Source organism: Nonomuraea sp. NPDC049129 (assembly GCF_040648495.1).
In the GTDB taxonomy this organism is placed as follows: domain Bacteria; phylum Actinomycetota; class Actinomycetes; order Streptosporangiales; family Streptosporangiaceae; genus Nonomuraea.
Genome location: NZ_JBEZDU010000003.1, coordinates 83905 through 105549 on the forward strand (window position 1 = coordinate 83905; position 21645 = coordinate 105549).

At 69.6% G+C, this 21645-nt stretch carries 16 protein-coding genes; 10 read left to right on the top strand and 6 right to left on the bottom strand.

Annotation, left to right across the window (positions count from 1 at the left end; genetic code table 11):
• The first annotated feature begins 21 nt into the window (after nt 1–21).
• The 3 genes from AB0B64_RS09815 to solA are packed head-to-tail and all read left to right on the top strand — an operon-like array spanning nt 22 to nt 3966.
• Nucleotides 22–1284, top strand: a complete 1263-nt coding sequence (locus AB0B64_RS09815) for an aspartate aminotransferase family protein (protein WP_357938925.1) — start codon at nt 22–24, stop codon at nt 1282–1284.
• Nucleotides 1226–2779: an NAD-dependent succinate-semialdehyde dehydrogenase gene (locus AB0B64_RS09820; protein WP_357938923.1), complete on the top strand. Its 1554-nt coding sequence runs from the start codon at nt 1226–1228 to the stop codon at nt 2777–2779. Before AB0B64_RS09815 ends, AB0B64_RS09820 begins: the two co-directional genes overlap by 59 nt.
• The gene (gene solA / locus AB0B64_RS09825) at nt 2776–3966 is read left to right on the top strand and encodes an N-methyl-L-tryptophan oxidase (RefSeq protein ID WP_357938921.1); all 1191 of its coding nucleotides are present in this window, start codon (nt 2776–2778) and stop codon (nt 3964–3966) included. The genes AB0B64_RS09820 and solA overlap by 4 nt, the downstream gene beginning before the upstream one ends.
• A 103-nt stretch (nt 3967–4069) precedes the next feature.
• Here solA and AB0B64_RS09830 read toward each other — a convergent pair whose 3' ends face one another.
• Complete coding sequence (locus AB0B64_RS09830; RefSeq protein WP_357938918.1) at nt 4070–5455, bottom strand: cellulose binding domain-containing protein; 1386 nt, start codon at nt 5453–5455, stop codon at nt 4070–4072.
• 259 nt (nt 5456–5714) lie between these two features.
• On the opposite strand from AB0B64_RS09830, the gene AB0B64_RS09835 reads away from it, so the two are divergent.
• Nucleotides 5715–6776, top strand: a complete 1062-nt coding sequence (locus AB0B64_RS09835; RefSeq protein ID WP_357938916.1) for a lytic polysaccharide monooxygenase — start codon at nt 5715–5717, stop codon at nt 6774–6776.
• A 21-nt stretch (nt 6777–6797) separates the two neighbouring features.
• Nucleotides 6798–7322, top strand: a complete 525-nt coding sequence (locus AB0B64_RS09840; RefSeq protein ID WP_357938914.1) for a hypothetical protein — start codon at nt 6798–6800, stop codon at nt 7320–7322.
• 313 nt (nt 7323–7635) lie between these two features.
• Here the strand turns inward: AB0B64_RS09840 and AB0B64_RS09845 are convergent, their stop codons facing one another.
• Together AB0B64_RS09845 and AB0B64_RS09850 are read right to left on the bottom strand one after the other, a co-directional pair.
• On the bottom strand, nt 7636–9216 hold the full coding sequence (locus AB0B64_RS09845; protein WP_358176129.1) for a cellulase family glycosylhydrolase: 1581 nt from the start codon (nt 9214–9216) through the stop codon (nt 7636–7638).
• Between the two features lie 75 nt (nt 9217–9291).
• Nucleotides 9292–12219, bottom strand: coding sequence for a glycoside hydrolase family 48 protein (locus AB0B64_RS09850; protein ID WP_358176132.1), 2928 nt, complete (start codon nt 12217–12219; stop codon nt 9292–9294).
• A gap of 272 nt (nt 12220–12491) precedes the next feature.
• Between AB0B64_RS09850 and AB0B64_RS09855 the strand changes: the two genes are divergently transcribed.
• Nucleotides 12492–14840 (top strand): glycoside hydrolase family 6 protein, encoded by a 2349-nt coding sequence (locus tag AB0B64_RS09855; protein WP_357938908.1) that lies wholly within the window; start codon nt 12492–12494, stop codon nt 14838–14840.
• Between the two features lie 245 nt (nt 14841–15085).
• Here AB0B64_RS09855 and AB0B64_RS09860 read toward each other — a convergent pair whose 3' ends face one another.
• Entirely contained in the window at nt 15086–15715 is a 630-nt protein-coding gene (locus AB0B64_RS09860) for a PRC-barrel domain-containing protein (protein ID WP_357939749.1), read from the bottom strand.
• A gap of 306 nt (nt 15716–16021) precedes the next feature.
• Between AB0B64_RS09860 and AB0B64_RS09865 the strand changes: the two genes are divergently transcribed.
• Nucleotides 16022–16426 (top strand): STAS domain-containing protein, encoded by a 405-nt coding sequence (locus tag AB0B64_RS09865; protein WP_357938906.1) that lies wholly within the window; start codon nt 16022–16024, stop codon nt 16424–16426.
• 4 nt (nt 16427–16430) lie between these two features.
• Here the strand turns inward: AB0B64_RS09865 and AB0B64_RS09870 are convergent, their stop codons facing one another.
• Both AB0B64_RS09870 and AB0B64_RS09875 read right to left on the bottom strand, forming a co-directional pair.
• Nucleotides 16431–17258 carry a hypothetical protein gene (locus tag AB0B64_RS09870; RefSeq protein ID WP_357938904.1) on the bottom strand — a complete coding sequence of 276 codons (828 nt, stop codon included), beginning with the start codon at nt 17256–17258 and terminating at the stop codon, nt 16431–16433.
• Between the two features lie 141 nt (nt 17259–17399).
• Nucleotides 17400–17879 carry an ATP-binding protein gene (locus AB0B64_RS09875; RefSeq protein WP_358176135.1) on the bottom strand — a complete coding sequence of 160 codons (480 nt, stop codon included), beginning with the start codon at nt 17877–17879 and terminating at the stop codon, nt 17400–17402.
• Nucleotides 17880–18180: 301 nt separating this feature from the next.
• Between AB0B64_RS09875 and AB0B64_RS09880 the strand changes: the two genes are divergently transcribed.
• The 3 genes from AB0B64_RS09880 to AB0B64_RS09890 are packed head-to-tail and all read left to right on the top strand — an operon-like array spanning nt 18181 to nt 21609.
• The gene (locus tag AB0B64_RS09880) at nt 18181–19230 is read left to right on the top strand and encodes a polyprenyl synthetase family protein (protein WP_357938900.1); all 1050 of its coding nucleotides are present in this window, start codon (nt 18181–18183) and stop codon (nt 19228–19230) included.
• A gap of 11 nt (nt 19231–19241) precedes the next feature.
• Nucleotides 19242–20183, top strand: coding sequence for a 4-hydroxy-3-methylbut-2-enyl diphosphate reductase (locus AB0B64_RS09885; RefSeq protein ID WP_357938898.1), 942 nt, complete (start codon nt 19242–19244; stop codon nt 20181–20183).
• Between the two features lie 28 nt (nt 20184–20211).
• Nucleotides 20212–21609, top strand: a complete 1398-nt coding sequence (locus AB0B64_RS09890) for a family 2B encapsulin nanocompartment shell protein (protein ID WP_357938896.1) — start codon at nt 20212–20214, stop codon at nt 21607–21609.
• Nucleotides 21610–21645: the final 36 nt, after the last annotated feature.

Consider the following 21645-nt stretch of genomic DNA (forward strand, 5'->3'; position numbering starts at 1 on the left):
CGACGTGATGAGGAGCCTTTCTTGACCAGCACCAGCCTGTGGCATCCGCAGACCGCGATGTCCACCATCGAGGAAACCCGCACCGTCATCGCGTCGGGGCAGGGAGCCTGGGTACGTACCGAGGACGGCCAGGACCTGCTCGACCTGCCGGCCGGCCTGTGGCACGCCAACGTCGGACACGGCCGAGCCCGCATCGCCGACGCCGTTCGTGAGCAGCTGACCGACCTGGAGACCTACCACCTGTTCCAGGGCATGGCCAACCGCCCCGCCATCCGGCTCGCCGAGCGCCTCGCCGCGCTGAGTCCCATCCCCGACGCGAAGGTCTTCCTCACCAGCGGCGGCTCCGACTCCGTCGACACCGCCTGCAAGCTCGCGCGCCGGCACTGGCAGGTGGCCGGGCGGCCCGGTAAGCGGATCATCGTCTCCCGCGAGCACGCCTACCACGGCCTGCACGGGTTCGGTACCAGCATCACGGGCATCCAGAGCAACCGCGACGGGTACGGCAGCGACTCGCTGATCCCCGAGACCGCCCGCGTGCCGTGGGACGACCTGGCCGCCACCGAGGCGGAGCTCCTCCGGCTCGGCCCCGACAACATCGCCGCCCTCATCGCCGAACCGATCATCGGCACCGGAGGAGTGCTGCTGCCCGCGCCCGGCTACCTCACCGGGCTGGCCGAGCTGTGCCGCCGCCTGGACATCCTGCTCATCGCCGACGAGGTCATCACCGGCTTCGGACGGGTCGGGCAGTGGTTCGCCTGCCAGCGTTTCGGCATCGAGCCGGACCTCCTCACCATGGCCAAGGGCATCACCTCCGGCTACCTGCCGCTGGGCGGCGTGCTGGTGGCCCGGCGCGTCTGGGAGCCCTTCTTCGCCGAAACCTCCGACGCCCCGACCTTCCGCCACGGCCTGACGTACTCGGGCCACGCCGCGGCCTGCGTCGCCGCCGAGGCGAACCTGAGCATCCTTGAGGAGGAAGGTCTGCTGGAGCGCGTCCTGGACCTCGAACCCGTCCTGGCTCAGGCCCTCGCCCCGCTGGCCGACCACGGAGCCGTCGTGGACGTGCGGGCCGGGGTCGGCCTGCTCGCGGCCGTCCAGCTCGCCCCCGACGTCGACGCCCGCCCCGTGCTGCGCGCCGCGCGGGAGCAGGGCGTCCTGACCCGGCTGCTGGCCGACAACTCCCTGCACGTCAGTCCCCCGTTCGTCATCACCGCCGAGGAGATCTCCCGTGCCGCTGACGTCCTCGAGTCCGCTCTCGACCGTGCCCGTGCCCTCGAATCCGCCTGAGCCCACGCCGGCGTCGGCGGACCTCGCCCGGCATCGCGAACTCACGGAGACCGCGGCCGCGTCGCTGCCCAGTGGCTTCCTGAGCGCCGAGTGGACGGCGCCGCGCTCCGGGCGGACCTTCGCCGTCGCCGATCCCGCGCTCGGCCGGCCGGTCGCCGCCGTCGCCGACTGCGAACCGGATGACGCCCTGCTCGCGCTCACCGCGGCGAGCGAGGCGTTCCCCGCCTGGGCGGCCACCCCGACCCGGCGGCGAGCTGACATTCTGCACCGGCTCTACCAGGCGATGCTCGCCGACGAGGACCGCCTGGCGGCCCTCATCACCCTGGAGGTCGGCAAGACCCTCGCCGAGTCCCGCGGCGAGGTCCGCTACGCCGCCGAGTACATCCGCTGGTACGCCGAGGAGGCGGTCCGCAGCTCCGGCCGGAGCACCCCGACCCCCGACGGCGGCTGGCACATCGTTACCGTCCCGCGCCCGGTCGGCCCCTGCCTGCTCATCACCCCGTGGAACGTGCCGCTGGCGATGGCCACCCGCAAGGTCGCGCCCGCCCTGGCCGCCGGCTGCACGGTCGTGCTGAAACCGGCGGAGCTCACCCCGCTGACCTCGCTGGCCTTCGCGCGACTCGCCCAGGACGCGGGGGTCCCGGCAGGAGTCCTCACCGTGGTCACCACCACGGATCCAGGGGCGGTCTGCGGTGCCCTCATCGCCGACCCGCGACTGCGGAAGGTGTCCTTCACCGGGTCCACCCCCGTCGGGAAGCTGCTGCTGCGACAGGCCGGCGCGCACGTGCTGCGTACGTCGATGGAACTCGGCGGCAACGCCCCGTTCCTGGTCTTCGACGACGCCGACCTCGACCTCGCGGTCCGTGAGGCGGTCATCGCCAAGATGCGCCTGGGGGGTCAGTCGTGCGTGGCGGCCAACCGGTTCCTCGTCCAGGAACCGGTGGCCGACGAGTTCGCGGCCCGTCTTACCGAGGCCCTCACCGCGATCAGGGTCGGGCTGGGCACCTCGGACGTCGACCTCGGTCCGCTCATCGATGACCGTGCGGTGGCCAAGGCCGACCGGCTGGTCGACGACGCCATCTCTAAGGGGGCGACTGTTCTGGGGCGTTCCGGCGTACCCGACGGACCCGGCAGCTGGTTCGCCCCGGTGGTGCTCGACCATCTCAGCGCCGACGCTCTCCTGCAGCAGGAGGAGGTCTTCGCCCCGGTCGCGGGCATCCGCCGGTTCCGGACGGAGGACGAGGGGGTGGCGCTGGCCAACGACACTCCGTTCGGGCTCGCGGCATACCTGGTGGCGCGCGACAGCGACCGGATCGCGCGAGTCGCGGGCCGGTTGGACAGCGGCATGGTCGGCATCAACCGGGGACTGCTGTCCCACGTGGCCGCGCCGTTCGGCGGGATCAAGGAGTCCGGGCTCGGCCGGGAGGGCGGCGCCGAAGGGCTCACCGAGTACCAGAACCTCAAGTACCTCGCCGCTCCGGCGCTGGCCTCATGAGGACGGTCGGAACCGCTCGAAGAAGGGCGGCGGTCATCGGGGCCGGAGCGGTGGGGAGCATGGCCGCCTGGCAGCTGGCCGAGCGCGGCCTGGACGTGCATGCCTTCGATCGCTGGGGCGTCCCGCACCACCGCGGGGCCTCCGGCGGGCAGAGCCGCCGGTTCGCGGTCATCAGCATGGGAGACCCGGACCTGCCGCCGCTGGTTCTCCGGGCCGAGCGGCTGTGGCGCCGGCTGGAGGAGGCGACCGGACGACGTCTGCTTGAGCAGACCGGAGGACTGATCCTCGGTCCCGCGGACCGCACCTCCGTCCGGCAGGCCGTGGCCAGCTGCGAGAAGTGGGGGCTGGCCCACCGCATTTTCGACGCGCGGGATCTGCGGCACCGCTTCCCCCAGCACGCCGTCGACGACGAGGACATCGCCGTCCATGACTCCGCGACCGGCTTTCTCCGTCCTGAGCCGGCCATCCTCGCCGCGATCGAACAGGCCACGACGCTCGGGGCGACGGTGCACCATGACACCGAGATCCTCGACATCGACGTGAGGTCCGACACGGTCGAGCTGACCTACCGTGGCACGGGAGGAAGCGCTCGCAGCGAGACGTTCGACGCGGTGGTCCTGGCCCCCGGCGCCTGGGCGGCCACGCTGCTGCCGGATGGGCTGCGGGAGGCGATCGGGGTGACCGGGCTGACCGCCCGCCGGCTGGCGCAGACCTGGTTCGTACCGGACGACCCGTCGCTGTACAGCGCCGAACGCTTTCCGGTCTTCGAACGGGCCGGCCTGCCGGGCGGCGCCTCCGTCTACGGCTTTCCCAGCCTGGACGGCGCCACGGTCAAGATCGGCGTGAAGACCCGCCCACACCCAGAGGTGGCCGACCCGGCGCGCCTGGATCCCCACCTCACCGCCGAGCACATGGCGGAGGTCCGCGAGGTCGTCGGGCGCTGGCTGCCCCGGCTCAACCCGCGTCCTGTGCAGACCTCGGTGCACGTGGAGTCGTACACGGGGGACGGCCGGCCCGTCGTCGGGCTGCTCCCGGGCGCCGCGCACGTCGCGGTCGCCGTCGGATTCTCCGGCGGCGGATTCAAGTACGCGCCGGCGGTCGGCGAGGCTCTGGGCGATCTCCTCGCTGACGGTGTCACCGAGGCCAATATCCGGCAATTCGCACCCGGCCGCTCCGCGACGGTGTGAGCGGATCGCCACCGCGCTTGACCCTCAGTGAGGGGTACGGCCGGACCGCACCCCTCACGCGCGGCCGCCGCCCCTCACACGAAGCCGCGCCCCTCACGCACGGTCAGCTGCAGCTGTACCCCGACGGCGTCTGGGTGTTCCCGTTGGGCCGGCTCGCTTGGAAGCCGAACGTGGTGCTGCCGCCGGGCGCCAGGGTGCCGTTGTGCGACAGGTTCCTGGCCGTCACGGTCTGCCCGCTGACCGTGAGGGTCGCGTTCCAGGAGCCCGTGACGGTGTGACCGGCGGGCAGCGTGAAGGTGACCGTCCAGCCGTTCTTGGCGGCGGTGCCGGTGTTGGTCACGGTCACGGGCTGCACGACGTAGCCGTTGCTCCAGGCGTTCTGTACGGTCCCGACAGCCGAGCAGCCGCCGCCCCCGCCGCCGGTCGAGGTGGTCACGCTGACCGTGTTCGACACCGGTGACTGGTTGTTCGCGCCGTCCCGGGCCCGTACCTGGTAGCGGTAGGTCGTGGCGGCGCTCAGGCCGCTGTCGGCGTACGAGGTGGTGGTGCTGGTGCCGACCTGGGCGAAGGCGCCGGTACCTGTCGCCCGCAGGATGTCGTACCCGGCCAGCCCGCTGCCGCCTGAGTCGGTGGAGGCGGTCCACGACAAGCTTGTGCCGCTCGACGTGGTGCCCGAGGCCGTCAGGCCGGACGGCGCGGTCGGCGGCGTCGTGTCGGTGCCGCCTCCCGAGGTGGTGTACGAGAACGCGTTGACGGCCAGCCCAGTCCCGCCGACCCAGGGCTCGAACCCGGCCTGCACGCTGGTGAGGTACCACGACCGCTGGGCGTACCCGCGGCTGATCGCGTCGGCGAGGAAGGTGTCGATGGCGAAGTCCAGCGAGGACGTGGCCGAGGTGCGGACGTAGGAGATCACGTTCCAGCCGGTGTTGCCGAACCAGACCTGCCAGGTGCCGCCCGCCAGGCTCACCGTGCCGACGGGCGAGCCGACCGGCTGGATGGAGCCCTGCTTGTTGAGCCAGACCATGATCTCGGCCCCGGTGTTCTGCCCGTCGGTGCGCGGGGTCGGATCGAACCAGATGTCATAGGCCGCGTCCCAGACGCCCGCGCTCGGGTAGCTCATCCTGACGCTGGTGCGCAGGTTGCCGAAGCCGCTCGCGTCGGCCCGCATGGGCAGGCCGCTGCCGGTCGTACAGAGGGTGTAGTGGCAGCCCGCGAAGATCGACGGGTAGGAGGCGGGGGCGCCGTTGGTCGGCTTGTTGTGCGCCGCCTGGGTGATCGTGAAGCCGGCGGCGGCCTGGTCGACGTCGATGCACTGCGCCGTGTCGGCTCCCCAGATGTTGTTCTGGACGATGTACTTGTTGCCCTGGATGCTGGTGGAATCTATCTTCCCGCAGATCACCGGGGCGGCCTGGGCCGGAACGGCGAACAGTCCCGCGGCGAGGATCGAGCCGATCGCCGCGATGATCAGGTTGATGTGCACGCGCCTCATGGCATGTTGCTCCCGCTTCTCTGACAAGGAGTATTGGGAGCGCTCCCACAACGCAGCATCATGGCCGACGCGGTCTCCCGGCAAGCGCCCGCCCGTGCCACCGCCCGCAGTGAGGCGAGCGACCAGGCAAACCCTGACCGGGACGGGGTGAAAGTTTCATGCCGCGTTGTCGGCCGGGTCGGCGCGTGGTTCAATCCGTCTAGCTGCCGGGCGGGCAGGTCGTGGGCGGGATCTCTGTCGCACGAACAAGGGAATCCCCATGAGATTCATCCGGTCGGTGGCCTTCGCCGCCGCGCTGGTGGCGACATTACTCGCCTCCGCCCTGGTGGCTCCCCAGGCGCAGGCGCATGGCGTCACGATGTTTCCCGGTGCCCGTACCTACCTGTGCTGGAAGGACGGTCTGCGGGACAACGGGCAGATCATCCCCTACAACCCGGCCTGTGCGGCGGCCGTCGCGCAGAGCGGCGCCACACCGCTGTACAACTGGTTCGCCGTGCTGCGCTCCGACGCCGGCGGCCGTACCAGCGGCTTCATCCCCGACGGGCAGCTCTGCAGCGGCGGCACCGGCGGCCCGTACGACTTCACCGCCTACAACGCCGTCCGCTCCGACTGGCCGCAGACCCACCTGACCTCGGGCGCGAGCATCCAGATGTGGCACAGCAACTGGGCCCAGCACCCCGGCACGTTCGTCTACTACATCACCAAGAACGGCTGGAACCCGAACGCCCCGCTCAAGTGGTCCGACCTGGAGTCGTTCGGCAGCGTCACCAACCCGCCGGCCACCGGTGGGCCCGGCGCGCTCAACTACTACTACTGGAACGTCCAGCTCCCGTCCGGCAAGAGCGGGCGGCACATGATCTACGTCGACTGGATCCGCTCCGACAGCGCCGAGAACTTCTTCAGCTGCTCCGACGTCGTCTTCGACGGCGGCCACGGCGAGGTCACCGGCGTCGGACCCAACGGCGGCAGCACGCCCGACCCCACTGTCACACCGACTCCCCCAACACCCGGCGCCTGCTCCGCCACCTGGCACGCGACCGACAACCCCGGCTGGCCAGGACACTTCCAGGCCGACGTGACGGTCAAGAACAACGGCACCACCGCGCTGAACGGCTGGACGGTCAAGTGGACCTTCAGCGGCGGGCAGGGCCTCGACGGATCGCCATGGAACGGCGTGCTGAGCGCGCAGCCGCCCAACGTCTCGGTCAAGAACGCCACCTACAACGGGCAGCTCGCGCCGAACGCGACCACCTCGTTCGGGTTCAACGCCACGGGCACCGCCCCCAGCCCCGCACCCACGCTGACCTGCACCAGCCCGTAGGTCATGCGCATTCCGGAAGAGGTGAGGACCAGAAGGGCCGCGGCGATCGCCGTCGTGGCCCTGATCCCCGTCGCCGGTGCGGCGCTGTTCATGGGCCTGCACCAGGCGGGGCGATCGGACCTGCGCGACCAGCTCGCCGCCCAGGTCACGGACATCCTTGAGAGATCCACGCCGGCCGAGCACCACGACCACGGGCACGAGTTCGGCGAGCAGGCCGGCCGGGTCGTGTGCGCGGTCGACCCGTTCGGCTTCGACCCACCGACCGCGACCACGATGACCCAGGTGAAGTGGGTCTATGCCCGCCACATGTGCGCCATCACCGGGCCGGGCGCCGGGTGGGCCGTCTCGGTGCGCGCCTCGGGCCCGATCGCCGTCCGGCTGGGCGATCCACCTCTGGTACGGGTGCCCACGCCGGGCGCCGGTTACCCCGAGCGGGTCCGGCAGGTGATACCCCAGCGGTATCAGGAGGAGGCGTTCGGCGAGTTCGCCGACGAGGACGCGATCGAGGCGGCCCGCCAGAGGTTCGCCCTGGTGACGGCCCGATGACCTGGCGGCGCCCGATGAGCGGCGCTCGGCCGAGTGGTGCTCGAAGCGAGCGGCGCTCGACCCGAGGGGCGCCGCCTGGCATGCGGACGCGGCCGGCAGGAGGGGGAGGTCTCGCGGCCGGCCGCGGCCACGCCATCCGGGCGGGATGGTGACATGGAACGGTTGCACCAGTGACGGTTGTCGGCACCACCTCCTCATCGACCGGCCGGATCGACCGGCCGGGCTCGTCAATCTGCCGGATCGACCGATCCGGCCGCTTCGTGGCGTTGACCGGCCGGTGTGGCGCAGTCGCCGCACCGGCCGGTCTCGGGGTTCAGTTCGCGCAGGTGTAGCCGGACGGCACGGTGGTCTGGCCGTTCGGCCGGCTGGCCTGGAAGCCGAAGGCGGTGCTCGCGTTCGGCCCGAGCGCGCCGTTGTAGCTCAGATTCCTGGCCGTCACGGTCTGCCCGCTCACCGTCACCGCGGCGTTCCAGGAGCCGGTGAGCACGTGCCCGGCGGGCAGCGTGAACGTCACCGTCCAGCTGGTCTTGGCCGCGCCGCTGGTGTTGGTCACGGTCACGGGCTGAACGACGTACCCGCTGCTCCACTGGCTCTGTACGGTCGCGACGGCCGTGCAGCCCCCGCCGCCACCACCGCTGAGGGTGGTGAAGGTGACCTGGCCCGACTGCCCCGAGACGTTGCCCGCCGCGTCCCTGGCCTTCACGTAGACCTGGTAGGCGGTCGCGGGGGTCAGCCCGCTCAGCGTGATCGAGTTGGTCGCCGACTGGCCGAGCAGCGTGCTCGGCGCCCGGTAGACGTCATATCCGGTCACGCGGACGTTGTCGGTGGAGGCGGTCCAGCTCAGCGTGGCCCCCGTCGAGGTGACGCCGGAGGCGACCGGGGTGCCGGGCACACTGGGCGGGGTCGGGTCGGGGGTGCCGCCGCCGTACACCGACGCCTCGCGCGAGGTGGCGGCGATGCCGTTGGCGCCGTTGAAGAGCCGCTGGCCCCATGAGGTGAGCTGGTTGACGTCGAAGTTGGTGACCTGGTCGAGGTACTCGACGCCGCCGCCGTTGCCGCTCCACGACCAGCCCAGGTAGCCGAGGCCCCGGCTCACGGACTGGGCCATGATCGTGTCCTCGTCCGGGTCGCCGTCTGAGTGGTTGAAGCCGAACTCGCCGATCACCAGCGGCAGCCCGGCGGTCCTGAACGCCTCCAGGTAGGTGGTGATCTCTGCGGCCGTGTCGTACACGCCGTACATGTGCACCGAGAAGATCGTGTTCTTGGCGGGGTCGGCGTCGAAGACGGTCCGCGCGGTGTTGCGCATGACGTTCTGCCAGTCCTGGCCCCAGTTGGGCGCGTCCACCATGAGCGCGTGCTCGAAGCCGTTGGCGCGCAGCTTCTTGACCGCGTTGGCGGTGGCGGTGGTCCAGTCAGGGGTGACGGCGTTGTTGCCGACCGGCTCGTTGCCGATGTTGACGATGACGTAGTTCTCCTGGCCGGCCAGGGCGCTCTTGACGCTGATCCAGTAGTCGGCCGCCTGGTCGAGGGTGTAGGCGCCGCTCTGCTCGCCGTACCCGGTGGTGTCGTGGTTCTCCAGGACGCAGATCAGCCGGTTGGCCTTGCAGCGGGAGACGACGTCGGCCACGTCGGAGACGCTGTTGGCGGTCCAGCGCCCGCCGCTGAGCACGACTCGGACGGTGTTGGCGCCCAGGGACTTGATGTCGGCGAACGCCTTGGTCTGGGTGGGGTACCAGGTGTGCGCGTGGCTGGTGCCGCGCATGACGAACTCCTGGCCGTTCGCTTCGAGGATCTTCGTACCGCTCACATGAAGGCCGGCGGCGGCGTGCGCGGGGGCCGAGAGGAAGAGCAGCGGGAGTAACAGCGCGGCGAGCACCGCGAGTCGGGTTCTCATGGGCGGCCTTTCGATGGTGACCCGCCCCGCCGACGTGGCAGGACGCGGCGGGGCGGGGCGATCATGCGGGACGGATCACGGGAAGAGCCGTCCGTACTCGGCCAGGGCGACGGCTACGTCCACCTGCGCCCAGAACCGGTGATAGTTGAAGACCGGCGCCGGGCCCGTGCCCTTGAGGAAGGCGTCGACCCTCGCGTAGTCGGGGTCGTTCTTGTAGAAGGACCTGATCGACAGGAACGTCGAGCTGGAGTTGATCGGGTCGCCGTTCGGCATGGTGCCGCTCCAGCCCGGCGGGACGTAAACCGGGTCGCCGACGCGCTTGTAGTCCGTCTTGGTCTCCGGCACCGACACGCCCTTGGCGTCGCGGTACTTCCAGACGCCGTCGAGCAGCGCCTTGGCCGTGGTCCTGGCCGCCGTGTGGTTGGCCTTGGCGGCGTAGTACATCAGGGCCTTGGCGTAGGCGCCGGCGACGCCGACGTCCTGCGTGTAGTCCACGATCGACACGTGCAGGCCCGGGTTGGCGGCGGGCATGCCGCTCGTGGAGCTGAAGTCGCTCGCGGGCTGGCCGGTCCAGTGCAGCGTGGACGGGATCTGGTAGCTGCCGTCCGCGTTGACCGTGGTGTTGGCCAGCGCCCAGGTGACCCACTTGTCGAGCAGCGTCTTGGCGTTGGCGTTGCCGGTGGCGTAGTAGTACTCGGCCACCCGCTCCATCGTCCACGCCTGGAAGCCGAACCACTGGTTGGACGGCGGGTCGTGGTAGACGGGCTGCCAGTCATAGGTCATGCCGAAGAACTTGGGCAGACCGGCCGGCGGCGTCCCGTAGTGGCCTTCCCAGCTGTTGGTCGCGCCACCGGCGATGGCGCCTTCGGCCGACTGCAGCCAGGTGTAGAACTGCAGCTGCCGCGTCAGGCTGGTGCTCCAGTCGGTGGCGCCGGTCGAGCTCTTGGGCTTGAGCTCGGCGACGTTCGCCAGGGCCCAGGCGGCCAGCGGGTTCTGGTAGCCGGAGTGGTTGTGGCTGGAGCCGATCCGCCAGGCCCATCCGGCGTTCGCGTCGGTCGCGCCGCCCCAGGCGTAATACCAGGACAGCAGGTAGTTGGAGGCGTCCTTGCCGGTGCCCGCAGCGCAGGACGGGCTGGTGCAGCCGGGCTTCTTGAAGTACTTGTCGTACATCGCGTACCGCAGGTAGTCGCCCATCTTCGCGGCCTTGGCGACCGACCCCGAGATCTGCGACTCCTTGCCCTGCGCCTTGGCCCAGGTCTGCGCCCAGTACGCCGCCTGCACGGCTCGCGCGTCGGCGTCGGGGGCGTTGGTGTACTTCCACTGCTTGGCGTACGAGCTGTCCTTGACGAACAGGTCGAGATAGCCGTTGGGGCCGCCGAACTTGAACTGGTCGCAGGACGGCTGCGGGATCGTCTCGAAGACCGACTCCTCGGGGCCGCGCTGGTAGGTGTTGATGTAGGCGGGCTTGGTGGTGCCGTCGCCGCAGCGGCCGAAGCCGTAGGTGTTGTCGACGTCCAGCAGCCAGTGCATGCCGTAGATGTCGGCGGTGCCGTACGCGCTCTTCAGCTCGTTGGCGATCGGGTCGGAGCCCACGCTCACGCTGGTGTCCAGCGGTGACGGGTAGTTGTTGATCGAGGTGGACTCGGGGATGTACGTAGCCGGCTTCGACGGAGTGTAGAAGGAGTTGGTCGGCTGGTCGGCCGTGGCCGGGATGATGTACTTCTCCATCGTCGCCCAGGCGGTGTTGAACTTGGCCCAGTCACCGGTGATCTGCCCGTAGACCGCCTCCAGCCACAGGTAATAGCTGAACGCCTCCGACGTGGTCTCGTGCCCCTGGTCGGGCGCCTCGACCATGAAGGTCTCCAGCGAGTGGTACGGCACGCCCTCGGGCGAGAAGTAGCCGTTGGCCGGGTCGTGCAGCTCGTTGTAGAGCTCGGTGAACCGCCTGACGTACTCGTTGTCGCCACCCGGTAGATCGTCGTCGGCCTCGGTGGCGGTGACCGTGATCGGGCTGTAGCCACTGGCGCTCACCGTGAACGTGGCCGAGCCGGCGGTCGTGTCGGTGTCGTCGGCGGCGGCCAGGGTGACGTTCTGCGCGGTGTTCCAGTTGGCGGTGGTGAAGGTCAGGCTGGCGCCCGAGCTGACCGTGAGGTCGGCGTCACCGCTGGTCCGCGCGGTGGCGACGGTCACGTTGCCGGTGGGCGCCCTCGACAGCCGGACGCCGAACGCCGCGGTGCCCTTCTCCGGCACGGCCAGGCTCGTCGGGCTCACCACGAGCGCCGGCGTGTTGTCGGCCGTCACGGTGATCCCGACGGGCGAGGAGGTGGTGGTGGCGCCGAGGTTGTCGGTGGCCCTGGCGGTGATCGAGTAGCTGCCGGCGGGCACGTTCGGCCAGCTGTAGGCGTACGGGGCGGCGGTGTCGCTGTTCAGCAGCGTGGTGCCCTGGTAGAAGTCGACCTTGGCGATCGTGCCGTCGGAGTCCGCTGCGGTCGCGGCGATCGGCACGGTGGCGGGCGCCGCGAACGTCTGCCCGGCGCTCGGCGAGGTCAGCGCCACGGTCGGCGGCTTGTTGACGCCGGCGCCCCCGCAGGTGACGCCGTTGACGGTGAAGGCGGTGGGCTTCGGATTGCTGCCGGTGAAGGTGCCGTTGAAGCCGATGTTGGTGGAGGCGCCGGTGGCCAGGTTGCCGTTCCAGTCGAGGTTCTTGGCGGTGACGGCCTGGTTGTTCTGCGCCCAGGTGGCGCTCCAGCCCTGGCTGAGCTTCTGCGTGGTCGTAGGGAAGCTGAAGCCGAGCGTCCAGCCGTTGATCGGGTCGCCGGTGTTCTTGATGGTGACGCTGGCGGTGAAGCCGCCGCTCCAGTCATTGGTGGTGTACGTCACCTCGCAGGCGACGGCCGCGCTGGCGGGCGCGGCCGTCAGCGCGGTGGTCGCCCCGGCTATGAGGACAAGCGCAAAAGCCGGTGCGAGCCGCCTTCTCAGGCGCGCGAGCATTGTGTACGACACGAGGTCTCCATGGGAGTAGGGGGTGGGAGCGCTCCCAAAATGGATTGTGGGTGGCCATATGGAGATGTCAACGGAATGCCGTCCCGGTAACCCGCATATTTCCTCTCACCTGGCTGCGTGGCATGAAAGTTTCATGGACGTTCCGCGACATTCGGCGAGCATGCCGGGTCGCGGCGCAGCCGCTCTTCACCGCACGCTGTACACATCCGTGAGCACGGCTCAGTATGGGAGCGCTCCCACACATCAGCTCTAGCTCCTGGAGATGATTGCTCGTGAAACTCCACCGCGGCCTGCGCAGATGGGCCGTGACCGCGACCGCCGCCTGCCTGGCGACCTTAGGTCTCGTCGCCGGCCAGACCACGGCCGCACAGGCCGCGGTCGCCTGTGACGTCGCCTACACGCCCAACACGTGGACGACGAGTCCGGGGCAGGGCGGCTTCACCGCGAACATCACACTCAAGAACCTCGGTGACCCCCTCACCGCATGGACGCTGGCCTTCGACTTCCCCACCGCCGGGCAGAAGTACGTCCCCAGCGGCTGGGGCGCCAACTGGAGCCAGACCGCGACCCGCGTCACCGGGCAGAACCTGTCGTACAACGGCAACCTCGCCACCGGCGCCTCGACCAACATCGGCTTCAACGGCACGTGGAGCGGCAGCAACCCGAACCCGGCCTCCTTCAGCGTCAACAACGTGACCTGTGGCGGCGGCAATCCGACGACGCCCTCGGTCGTCACCTCCGCGAGCTCGGTGTCCGTCAACGAGGGCGGCACGGCGACCTTCACCGCCAAGCTGTCGGCCGCGCCCACCGCCAACGTGACCGTCGCCACCACCCGGACCAGCGGCGACACGGACCTGACCGTGAGCTCCGGCGGCTCGCTCACCTTCACCCCGAGCAACTGGAACACCGCCCAGACCGTGACCCTCGCGGCGGCCCAGGACTCCGACACCGCCAACGGCACGGCGGCCTTCAGCGTCGGCGGAACCGGCGTCACCGCCGCCACCGTCAACGCCACCGAGGTCGACGACGACACCACGCAGACGCAGTCGCTGGTCGTGACCCCGACCGCGGTGACCGTGCCCGAAGGCGGCAGCGCCACCTACACGGTCAAGCCGGCCATCCAGCCGTCGGCGAACCTGACCGTCACCTCCACGGCCGGCAGCGGCGACGCCGACCTCACCGTGACCTCGGGCGGCTCGCTCACCTTCACCTCCGCCAACTGGAACACCGCCCAGACCGTGACCGTGGGCGCGGCCCAGGACTCCGACAGCACCAACGGCACGCGTACCTTCACCGTCGCCTCCAGCGGTCTGACCAGCCGGACGGTCACCGCCACCGAGGCGGATGACGACGGCACGCCGACCCCCGGGCACGTCGACAACCCGTACGCGGGCGCCACCGGCTACGTCAACCCCAACTGGAAGGCCAAGGCCGCGGCCGAGCCGGGCGGTGCCGCGGTGGCCAACACCTCCACCGCCGTGTGGCTGGACCGCATCGCCGCCATCGCCGGCAGCTCGTCGGTCATGGGCCTGCGGGCGCATCTGGACGCGGCCGTCACGCAGGACGCCGCCAACGGCTCCGCGCCGCTGACCGTCCAGTTCGTCATCTATGACCTGCCCAACCGCGACTGCTCGGCGCTGGCCTCCAACGGCGAGCTGCTCGTCGCGGAGAACGGGCTCAACCGCTACAAGACCGAGTACATCGACCCGATCGCCGCCATCATGAGCGACTCGAAGTACGCGAACCTGCGGATCGTCACGATCATCGAGCCCGACTCGCTGCCCAACCTGGTCACCAACCTGAGCTTCCCCAAGTGCGCCGAGGCCAACTCCACCGGTGCCTACGTCCAGGGCGTCCAGTACGCGCTGAACAAGCTGCACGCGATGTCGAACGTCTACACCTACATCGACGCCGCCCACCACGCGTGGCTCGGCTGGGACTCGAACTTCAACCCGTCGGTCAACCTCTTCTACTCCACCGCGGCCGGCGCTGCCGCCGGAGTGGACAGCGTGGACGGATTCATCGTCAACACCGCGAACACCTCCGTCACCAAGGAGCTGTACTTCAACATCAACACCACGGTGAACGGCACCTCGGTCCGGCAGTCCAAGTGGGTCGACTGGAACTGGTACGTGGACGAGACGTCCTTCGCCCAGGCCCTGCGCACCGCGCTGATCGGCAAGGGCTTCAAGCCGGGGCTCGGCATGCTGATCGACACCTCGCGCAACGGCTGGGGCGGCAGCGCCCGCCCGAGCGGCCCGAGCACCTCGACGGACGTCAACACCTTCGTCGACCAGTCACGCATCGACCGGCGCATCCACGCCGGCAACTGGTGCAACCAGAGCGGCGCGGGCCTCGGCGCGCGGCCGACCGCCAACCCCGACTCCGGCCTGGACGCCTACGTGTGGGTCAAGCCCCCCGGCGAGTCGGACGGCGCCAGCACGGACATCCCGAACGACGAGGGCAAGAAGTTCGACCGGATGTGCGACCCCACCTACACCGGCAACGACCTCAACGGCCACAACCTGACGGGCGCGCTGCCCAACGCGCCGCTGTCCGGCCAGTGGTTCTCCGCCCAGTTCCGCCAACTGCTCCAGAACGCCTACCCGCCCGTCTCCTGACGAGCACCCGCCCGTCCGTCTCCTGACGAACGCTTACCCGTCCGTCTCCTGACGAACGCCTACCTGTCCGTCTCTTGACGGCCGCTCGTCCGCCGGTCCCCTGACGAACGCCTGCCCGTCCGTCGCCCGGCGGCCATGACGAAGGCCCAGGCCGATTCTTCGGCCTGGGCCTTCGCTCAACCACCCGCTCAACCACCCGCTCACCCTGCGGCTGTCGTCTTGGTGCGCGTTCGCCCGCGCCACCGTCAGGGGGGCGGAACGTCGTCGTCCTGCTCGTTCGCGTAGTCGCCGCTGTCGAGCGGCATGCGATCCGGCTCCCGCTCCGCCTCGAACCGCTCACCGCGGTACTGGCCGGCCACCTCCGGCCGCTTCTTCCCGCGGCGGCTGCGCAGGTAGTCGACAGGGCTCGTCGCCGTCTGGTCCCCTTCGAGCGGCACGGGCTCCTCGGCGACCTCGACCTCCACGTACTTGTAGATGTGTACCTGGGCCGTCTCCTCGCCCTCGTCACGCGTCTCGTGGCCGCCGAACCCCGTGCCCGGCTCGGCCGTCCGCTGCGACGGCACGCCCGTGGGCCGGATGCCGTAGTGCCGGTAGAGCCTGGCCTCTTCCTCCAGCGAGAGGCGGCCGTCGATGTCGATGTTGGGCGCGTCCTTGATGGTGTCCTTGTCGAAGGGAACGCGGATCTCCTCTCCCGACCGGCGGGCGTTCATCAACGGGACGAATGTCTGCCTCATCCCGAAAAGCCCTGTGCGTACGGTCACCCACTCGGGCTCCCCCGTGCTGTCGCTGAGATAGACCTGCCCCACCTTTCCGATCTCCTCGCCGTCCGCACCGATGACACGGCTGCCGAGCAGGCTGCGGATCTCTGTTTGCATGGCCACGGCGATCCCCCCGAGTCTCGTCCGTCTGCCCGGCGGGCGCACCGACCGGGCTCAAAGTGAACGAATACCCCCAAACCTCGCAAAACCACACCTTCTACGCGAGGTTTGGGTCCACCTTGGGTACTGCTTTGGACGGATAAATAGCTAAAGAGCGGGCGAATTACTGTTCGGAGAAAGGGAGGTATTCAGTCGCCAGTAAGGCGATATCCCGCCACGAAACGACTATCGTGCAGGCATGGCGAGCTATCCCCCTATGCAGCCGGGTCTGGCCGCTGCCATGCATGGCCAATGGACCACCCCATGTCCTGGCTGACCTACGCCTGCCAGCACCTGCCCGGCGCGACGGTGATCGCCGTCGGCGGCGAGCTGGACGCCACGAACGAGGGCAGGCTCGACGCCTTCATCCGGGAGTGCCGCCAGCGGCCCGGCGATCACCTCGTGTTCGACCTCGCGGAAGTGCACTTCATGGACAGCGCCGGGCTCCGGCTGCTGCTCAGCACCTATACCTTCTCCCGGCAGCACGGTGGCAGCGTCCGCCTGGCGGCACTGCAGCCCATGCCGGCCCGGATCGTCGAGGTCACCCGGATAGGCGAGCACCTGCCGGTCCACAGCACCCTCCAGGACGCTCTCACCGCCGCGCTGTCCCCGCCGGAGCCTCCCCACCGTCGTCCCCTCACGGGCAACGGCGGCTCCGGGGCGGCATGATGGGTCAGCTCTTCTTGGGCTTGGTCGCCTCCTCGTCCTTGACCAGGCTCCCGCAGGTGTAGCCCGGCTCCCGCTCGGGATCGAGGCGGATGTCCCCCAGGTTCGTCGACTCGGCCGGTCGACGGAAGGTGGTCATGTAGTCGCAGTCGTAGAAGACGTACGTGCCGTCGCTCTCGCCGAGCAGCATGAGGTCGCGCCCGTCGTACAACGGCTTGTCGTCACCGTCCTTCACCACCACCCACTGGTCCTGGAACCCCACCAGGCCCAGCAGATCGTTGGCCTGCCCGGTCGTCCGTACGTCCGCCGCGCCCATGAGCAGCCCGACGAGCAGGACCATACCCAGCCCGATGCCGGTGAGGGCGCCCACGAGCACCTTCATTCCGGCCCGGCCGACCGGCTTGCGGCGCAGCAGCCGGAACGGCACCACGAACGCCAGGACCCCGAGCACCAGGGCGCCCAGCACGTGCAGCGGCGAGATCTCCATGGTGAACAGGTAGATGGTGCTGAGATAGGTCACCCCGCACCAGGCGGCGGCGATGACCGCCGCGATCCATGGCCGCCGCCTGACGGCCTGGACGAGCCGGTTCACCGCGCCGCCCGTCACCTTGTCGAGCAGCCACCCCACCGCCACCAGGACTCCGATAACGGGCAGCAGGAGGAGCAGGAGCATGATCAGCGTGCCCATGAGCCGCCCTAGCAGGACGGACTGGTCGATCCCCGCTTGTTCGGGATTGATGTCGAAGACCCAGTACATCTGCTGAATGCCCAGGTACAGCATCGCGTACAGCCCGACGCCCACCGGGACCACCACGGAGCCGATGAGCTCCAGCATCCCCACGACACTGCCGGACGCCTCCTCCTCCGCCGGAGGGCGAGGGGGGATATCAGTTGGCTCCTGAGAGAGCTGTTGCGTAGTCACAGAGGATGACCATGCAGTGAGATGGTTGAATTTTGGTTGATATCGGATAAATAGTTACGCCCGAAAACCGTGGTGCTGCTTCTTCTCGCTCCCTGCCGCCACTCTGATCCGCCTGATCGGCGCGCGCTGCAGCGCTATGTGGGCCAGGCGCGGCAGCCACATCGTGAGCCGGACCGTGGTGCCCTTGGGGCCGGTGTGAAAGCTGGCGCCGTCGCACAGGGTGCGGATGAGATAGATGCCCCGGCCGGTGGGCGCGATGTCGGGCGGCCGCCGGCGCTCGTCGACGTACTCGTCGGGGATGCCCGAGCCCTCGTCGAGGGTCTCCGAGCGGAGCATCCGGTCGCCCGTCCACAGCGTGAAGTGCCCGCGCCCGCCGCCGTGCTCCACGGCGTTGATGATGCTCTCGTGCACGGCGAGGATGTAGTCCTCCAGCCGCGCGCCGCTCAGCCCGCAGTCCGCCGCCCGCTCCGCCACGGACTGGCGTAGCCCGGTCACTTCATCGATGGTGAAGGACTGGGCCAGCAGGGTGCGCATGACAAGCTCCTCATCTCCGCCGGGCGGAGGACCACGTCGAATGACAACCCTTCGCCCTGCCCGCCACTCCGCGCATTACACCGTCAACCGGCATTCGTCCAGGAAACAACCCCGGTTATCCCGTGGCGAGCTCCCCCTCCGTGCCGCGAACGCGGTTTCCGGGGTCGGTCAACACGCCCGACGAGGCGGGCGGATCGGGCACCTCCCGTCGCTCCAAGAGCCAGCAAAAAGGCACTTTACACTCTCCGTATTGGATGAGTAACTATTGGTGGCGGACGCTTTACAGAAGGAGCCCTGCAGCATGGCGGTCGGCGGATGGCAAGACCCCGTGGGACCTCGCATCGACAAGCGCCTCAATGGATTCCTGGACGACTGGCGCGCGCCAGTGTCCGATCCGGACGTGGCGGCGGCGTACGAGCTGCTGACGAGCTTCATCCTCAGCGGCGGCAAGCGGATCCGCCCGCAGCTGTGCTACTGGGGCTGGCGGGGAGCCGGAGGCGACGACTGCGACGAGATCATCAGTGCGGCGGCGGCGCTTGAGCTCTGCCACGCCGGGCTGCTCATCCACGACGACATCATGGACGGCAGCGACATGCGGCGGGGCCGCTCGACGATCCACCGCAGCCTGGCCGACCTGCACGAGGGGCCGGGCGCCGAGGCGTTCGGCCAGGCGGGCGGGATCCTGCTCGGCGCGCTCAGCCTGGCCTGGTCGGACGCGCTGCTGTCGTCGTGCGGCGTGGAACCGGCCCGGCTGCACGGCGCCCACCACGTGTTCGACGCCATGCGCACCGAGGTCATCAGCGGCCAATATCTCGACATCCTCGGCCAGCTCCGAGCGGGGGCCACGGTGTCGGCGGCGCTGACGGTGATCCGCTACAAGACCGCCAAGTACACCGTCGAGCGCCCCCTGCAGATCGGCGGCGCCCTGGCCGGCGCGGAACCCGACCTGCTCGACTCCTACTCGCGCTTCGGCGTGCCGATCGGCGAGGCGTTCCAGTTGCGCGACGACGTGCTCGGCACGTTCGGCTCCTCGGCCGACACCGGCAAGTCGGCACTCGACGACATGCGTGAGGGCAAGAACACCGTCCTGATCGCGCATGCCCTGAGACGGGCGACGCCCGCGCAGCTGTCCTACCTGCGCAGCTGGCACGGCAACCAGGAGCTGACGGAGGAGCGGGCGGCGGAGCTGCGCGGGATCCTGCTCGACACCGGCGCGCTGGCCGAGGTCGAGGACATGATCGACCAGCGGGTACACGAGGCCGCCAAGGCGCTGGAGGCGGCGCCCATCACTTCCGAGGCGCGCGACGCGCTGACCGTGCTGGCCGGCCAGCTCGCGCACCGGGACCGGTAGGAGCGAACATCATGGGACGAGTACTTCTGGCGGCCCCGCGCGGCTATTGCGCGGGTGTGGAACGTGCCATCGACACCGTCGAGGAGACCCTCAGACGCTACGGACCGCCCGTCTACGTGCGCAAACAGATCGTGCACAACACCTACGTGGTCGACGACCTCAGCGGCCGGGGCGCGATCTTCGTCGACGAGCTCGACGAGGTCCCTGAGGGCGCCCTGGTCGTCTTCTCGGCGCACGGCGTCTCGCCCGCGATCAAGCACGAGGCGGCCGGTCGAGGTCTGCGCACGATCGACGCGACCTGCCCGCTGGTCACCAAGGTGCACAGAGAGGCCGTACGCCTGGCCGAGTCGGGCTACGAGATCGTGCTCATCGGCCACGCGGTGCACGAGGAGGTGGAGGGCACCGTCGGCGAGGCGCCCGACCGCATCCACGTGGTCGATCCGGCCCGGCCCGACGAGCTGACAGGCGCCGGCTCGGCCAGGATGAGCTGGCTGTCGCAGACCACGCTGGCGGTCGAGGAGACCATGGACGCCGTCGCCCGGCTGCGCGAGCGCTTCCCCCAGCTCATCGACCCGCCGAGCGACGACATCTGCTACGCCAGCCAGAACCGCCAGGAGGCGATCACCAGGATCGCCGCCCAGTGCGACCTGGTCATCGTCGTCGGCTCCGCCAACTCATCCAACTCGCGGCGCCTCGTCGAGGTGGCCGTGAACGCCGGCGCGCGGGCGGCCCACCTGGTCGACCGGGCCGGCGACGCCGACGAGCGCTGGCTCGACGGCGTACGGACCGTCGGCGTGACCTCGGGCGCCTCGGTCCCAGAAGAGCTGGTCGGCCAGTTGCTGGCCTGGCTCGCCGCCCGCGGCTACGCCGACGTGGAGCCGGTGACGCTCGCCGAAGAGACCCTCAAGTTCTCCCTCCCGCCCGAACTCCGAGCCACTCAAAACCCCGGCTAGCAAACCCTCTAAAGATTGGTGGTGCACGATGACCGAAACGACCGAGTCGACCGAGGCCAACGGCCAGCAGCTCAGCCTCAGCACCGATGCCGCCAAGAACCTGGCGACGACCACGAAGACCGCCCCGCAGATGCAGGAGATCACCTCCCGCTGGCTGCTCAAGCTGTTGCCGTGGGTGCAGACCTCCGGTGGCGTCTTCCGGGTCAACCGCCGGCTGACCTACACCCTGGGCGACGGTCGCATCACGTTCACCACCAGTGGCGCGGACGTGCGCGTCATCCCGGCGGAGCTCACCGAGCTGCATCAGCTGCGCGGCTTCAGCGACGGCGAGGTCCTGCAGTCGCTCGCCGACGGGTTCAGCCAGCGCGAGTACGAGTCGGGCGAGGAGATCGTCCGTGAGGGCGCTCCCCTCGACCAGCTGGTCCTGATCGCCCATGGCCGGGTGGCCAAGACCGGCCGCGGCGCGTACGACGATGAGCAGAATCTCGGCGTGCTGGCCGACGGCGACCACTTCGGCGAGGAGTTGCTGGGCGAGCCGGGCCAGTGGGGGTTCTCGGCGACGGCCAAGACCGCCTGTACCGTGCTCACGCTCTCGCGGCAGAACCTGCAGGCGGTCCTCGACCGGTCCCCCGCGCTCCGCGCCCACCTGCGCAACACCCGGGACGCCGAAGGACGCTCACAGAACGCCTATGGCGAGGCGGCGATCGAGCTGGCCGCCGGACACACCGGCGAGCCCGCACTGCCCGGCACGTTCGTCGACTACGAACTCAGTCCCCGCGAGTACGAACTGAGCGTCGCCCAGACCGTCCTACGGGTGCACAGCAGGGTCTCCGACCTGTACAACCAGCCGATGAACCAGCTCGACCAGCAGCTCCGGCTGACCGTCGAGGCACTACGCGAACGCCAGGAACACGAGCTGATCAACAGCCGCGAGTTCGGGCTGCTGCACAACGCCGATCTCAGCCAGCGCATCCGCACCCGCGGCGGCGCTCCCACGCCCGACGACCTCGACGACCTGCTGTCCACGGTCTGGAAGGAGCCCGCCTTCTTCCTCGCGCACCCGCAGGCCATCGCGGCCATCGGCAGGGAGTGCAGCAAGCGCGGCATCTACCCGCAGGCCAGCGAGGTCAACGGGCACCGCATCCCGGCCTGGCGCGGGGTGCCGATCTTCCCGTGCAACAAGATCCCGATCACCGGCACCCGGACGACCTCCATCCTGCTCATGCGCACCGGACACGAGAACCAGGGCGTTGTCGGCCTGCACCAGACCGGCATCCCCGACGAATACCAGCCCAGCTTGTCGGTGCGTTTCATGAACATCAATGAGAAAGCCGTCATCTCCTACCTGGTCACTGCCTACTTCTCCGCGGCCGTACTCGTTCCTGACGCACTCGGCATTCTCGAAGACGTCGCACTCGGCAGCTGAGCGCGGATCGGTTCACCCGGCCCAATGATTGGCGGT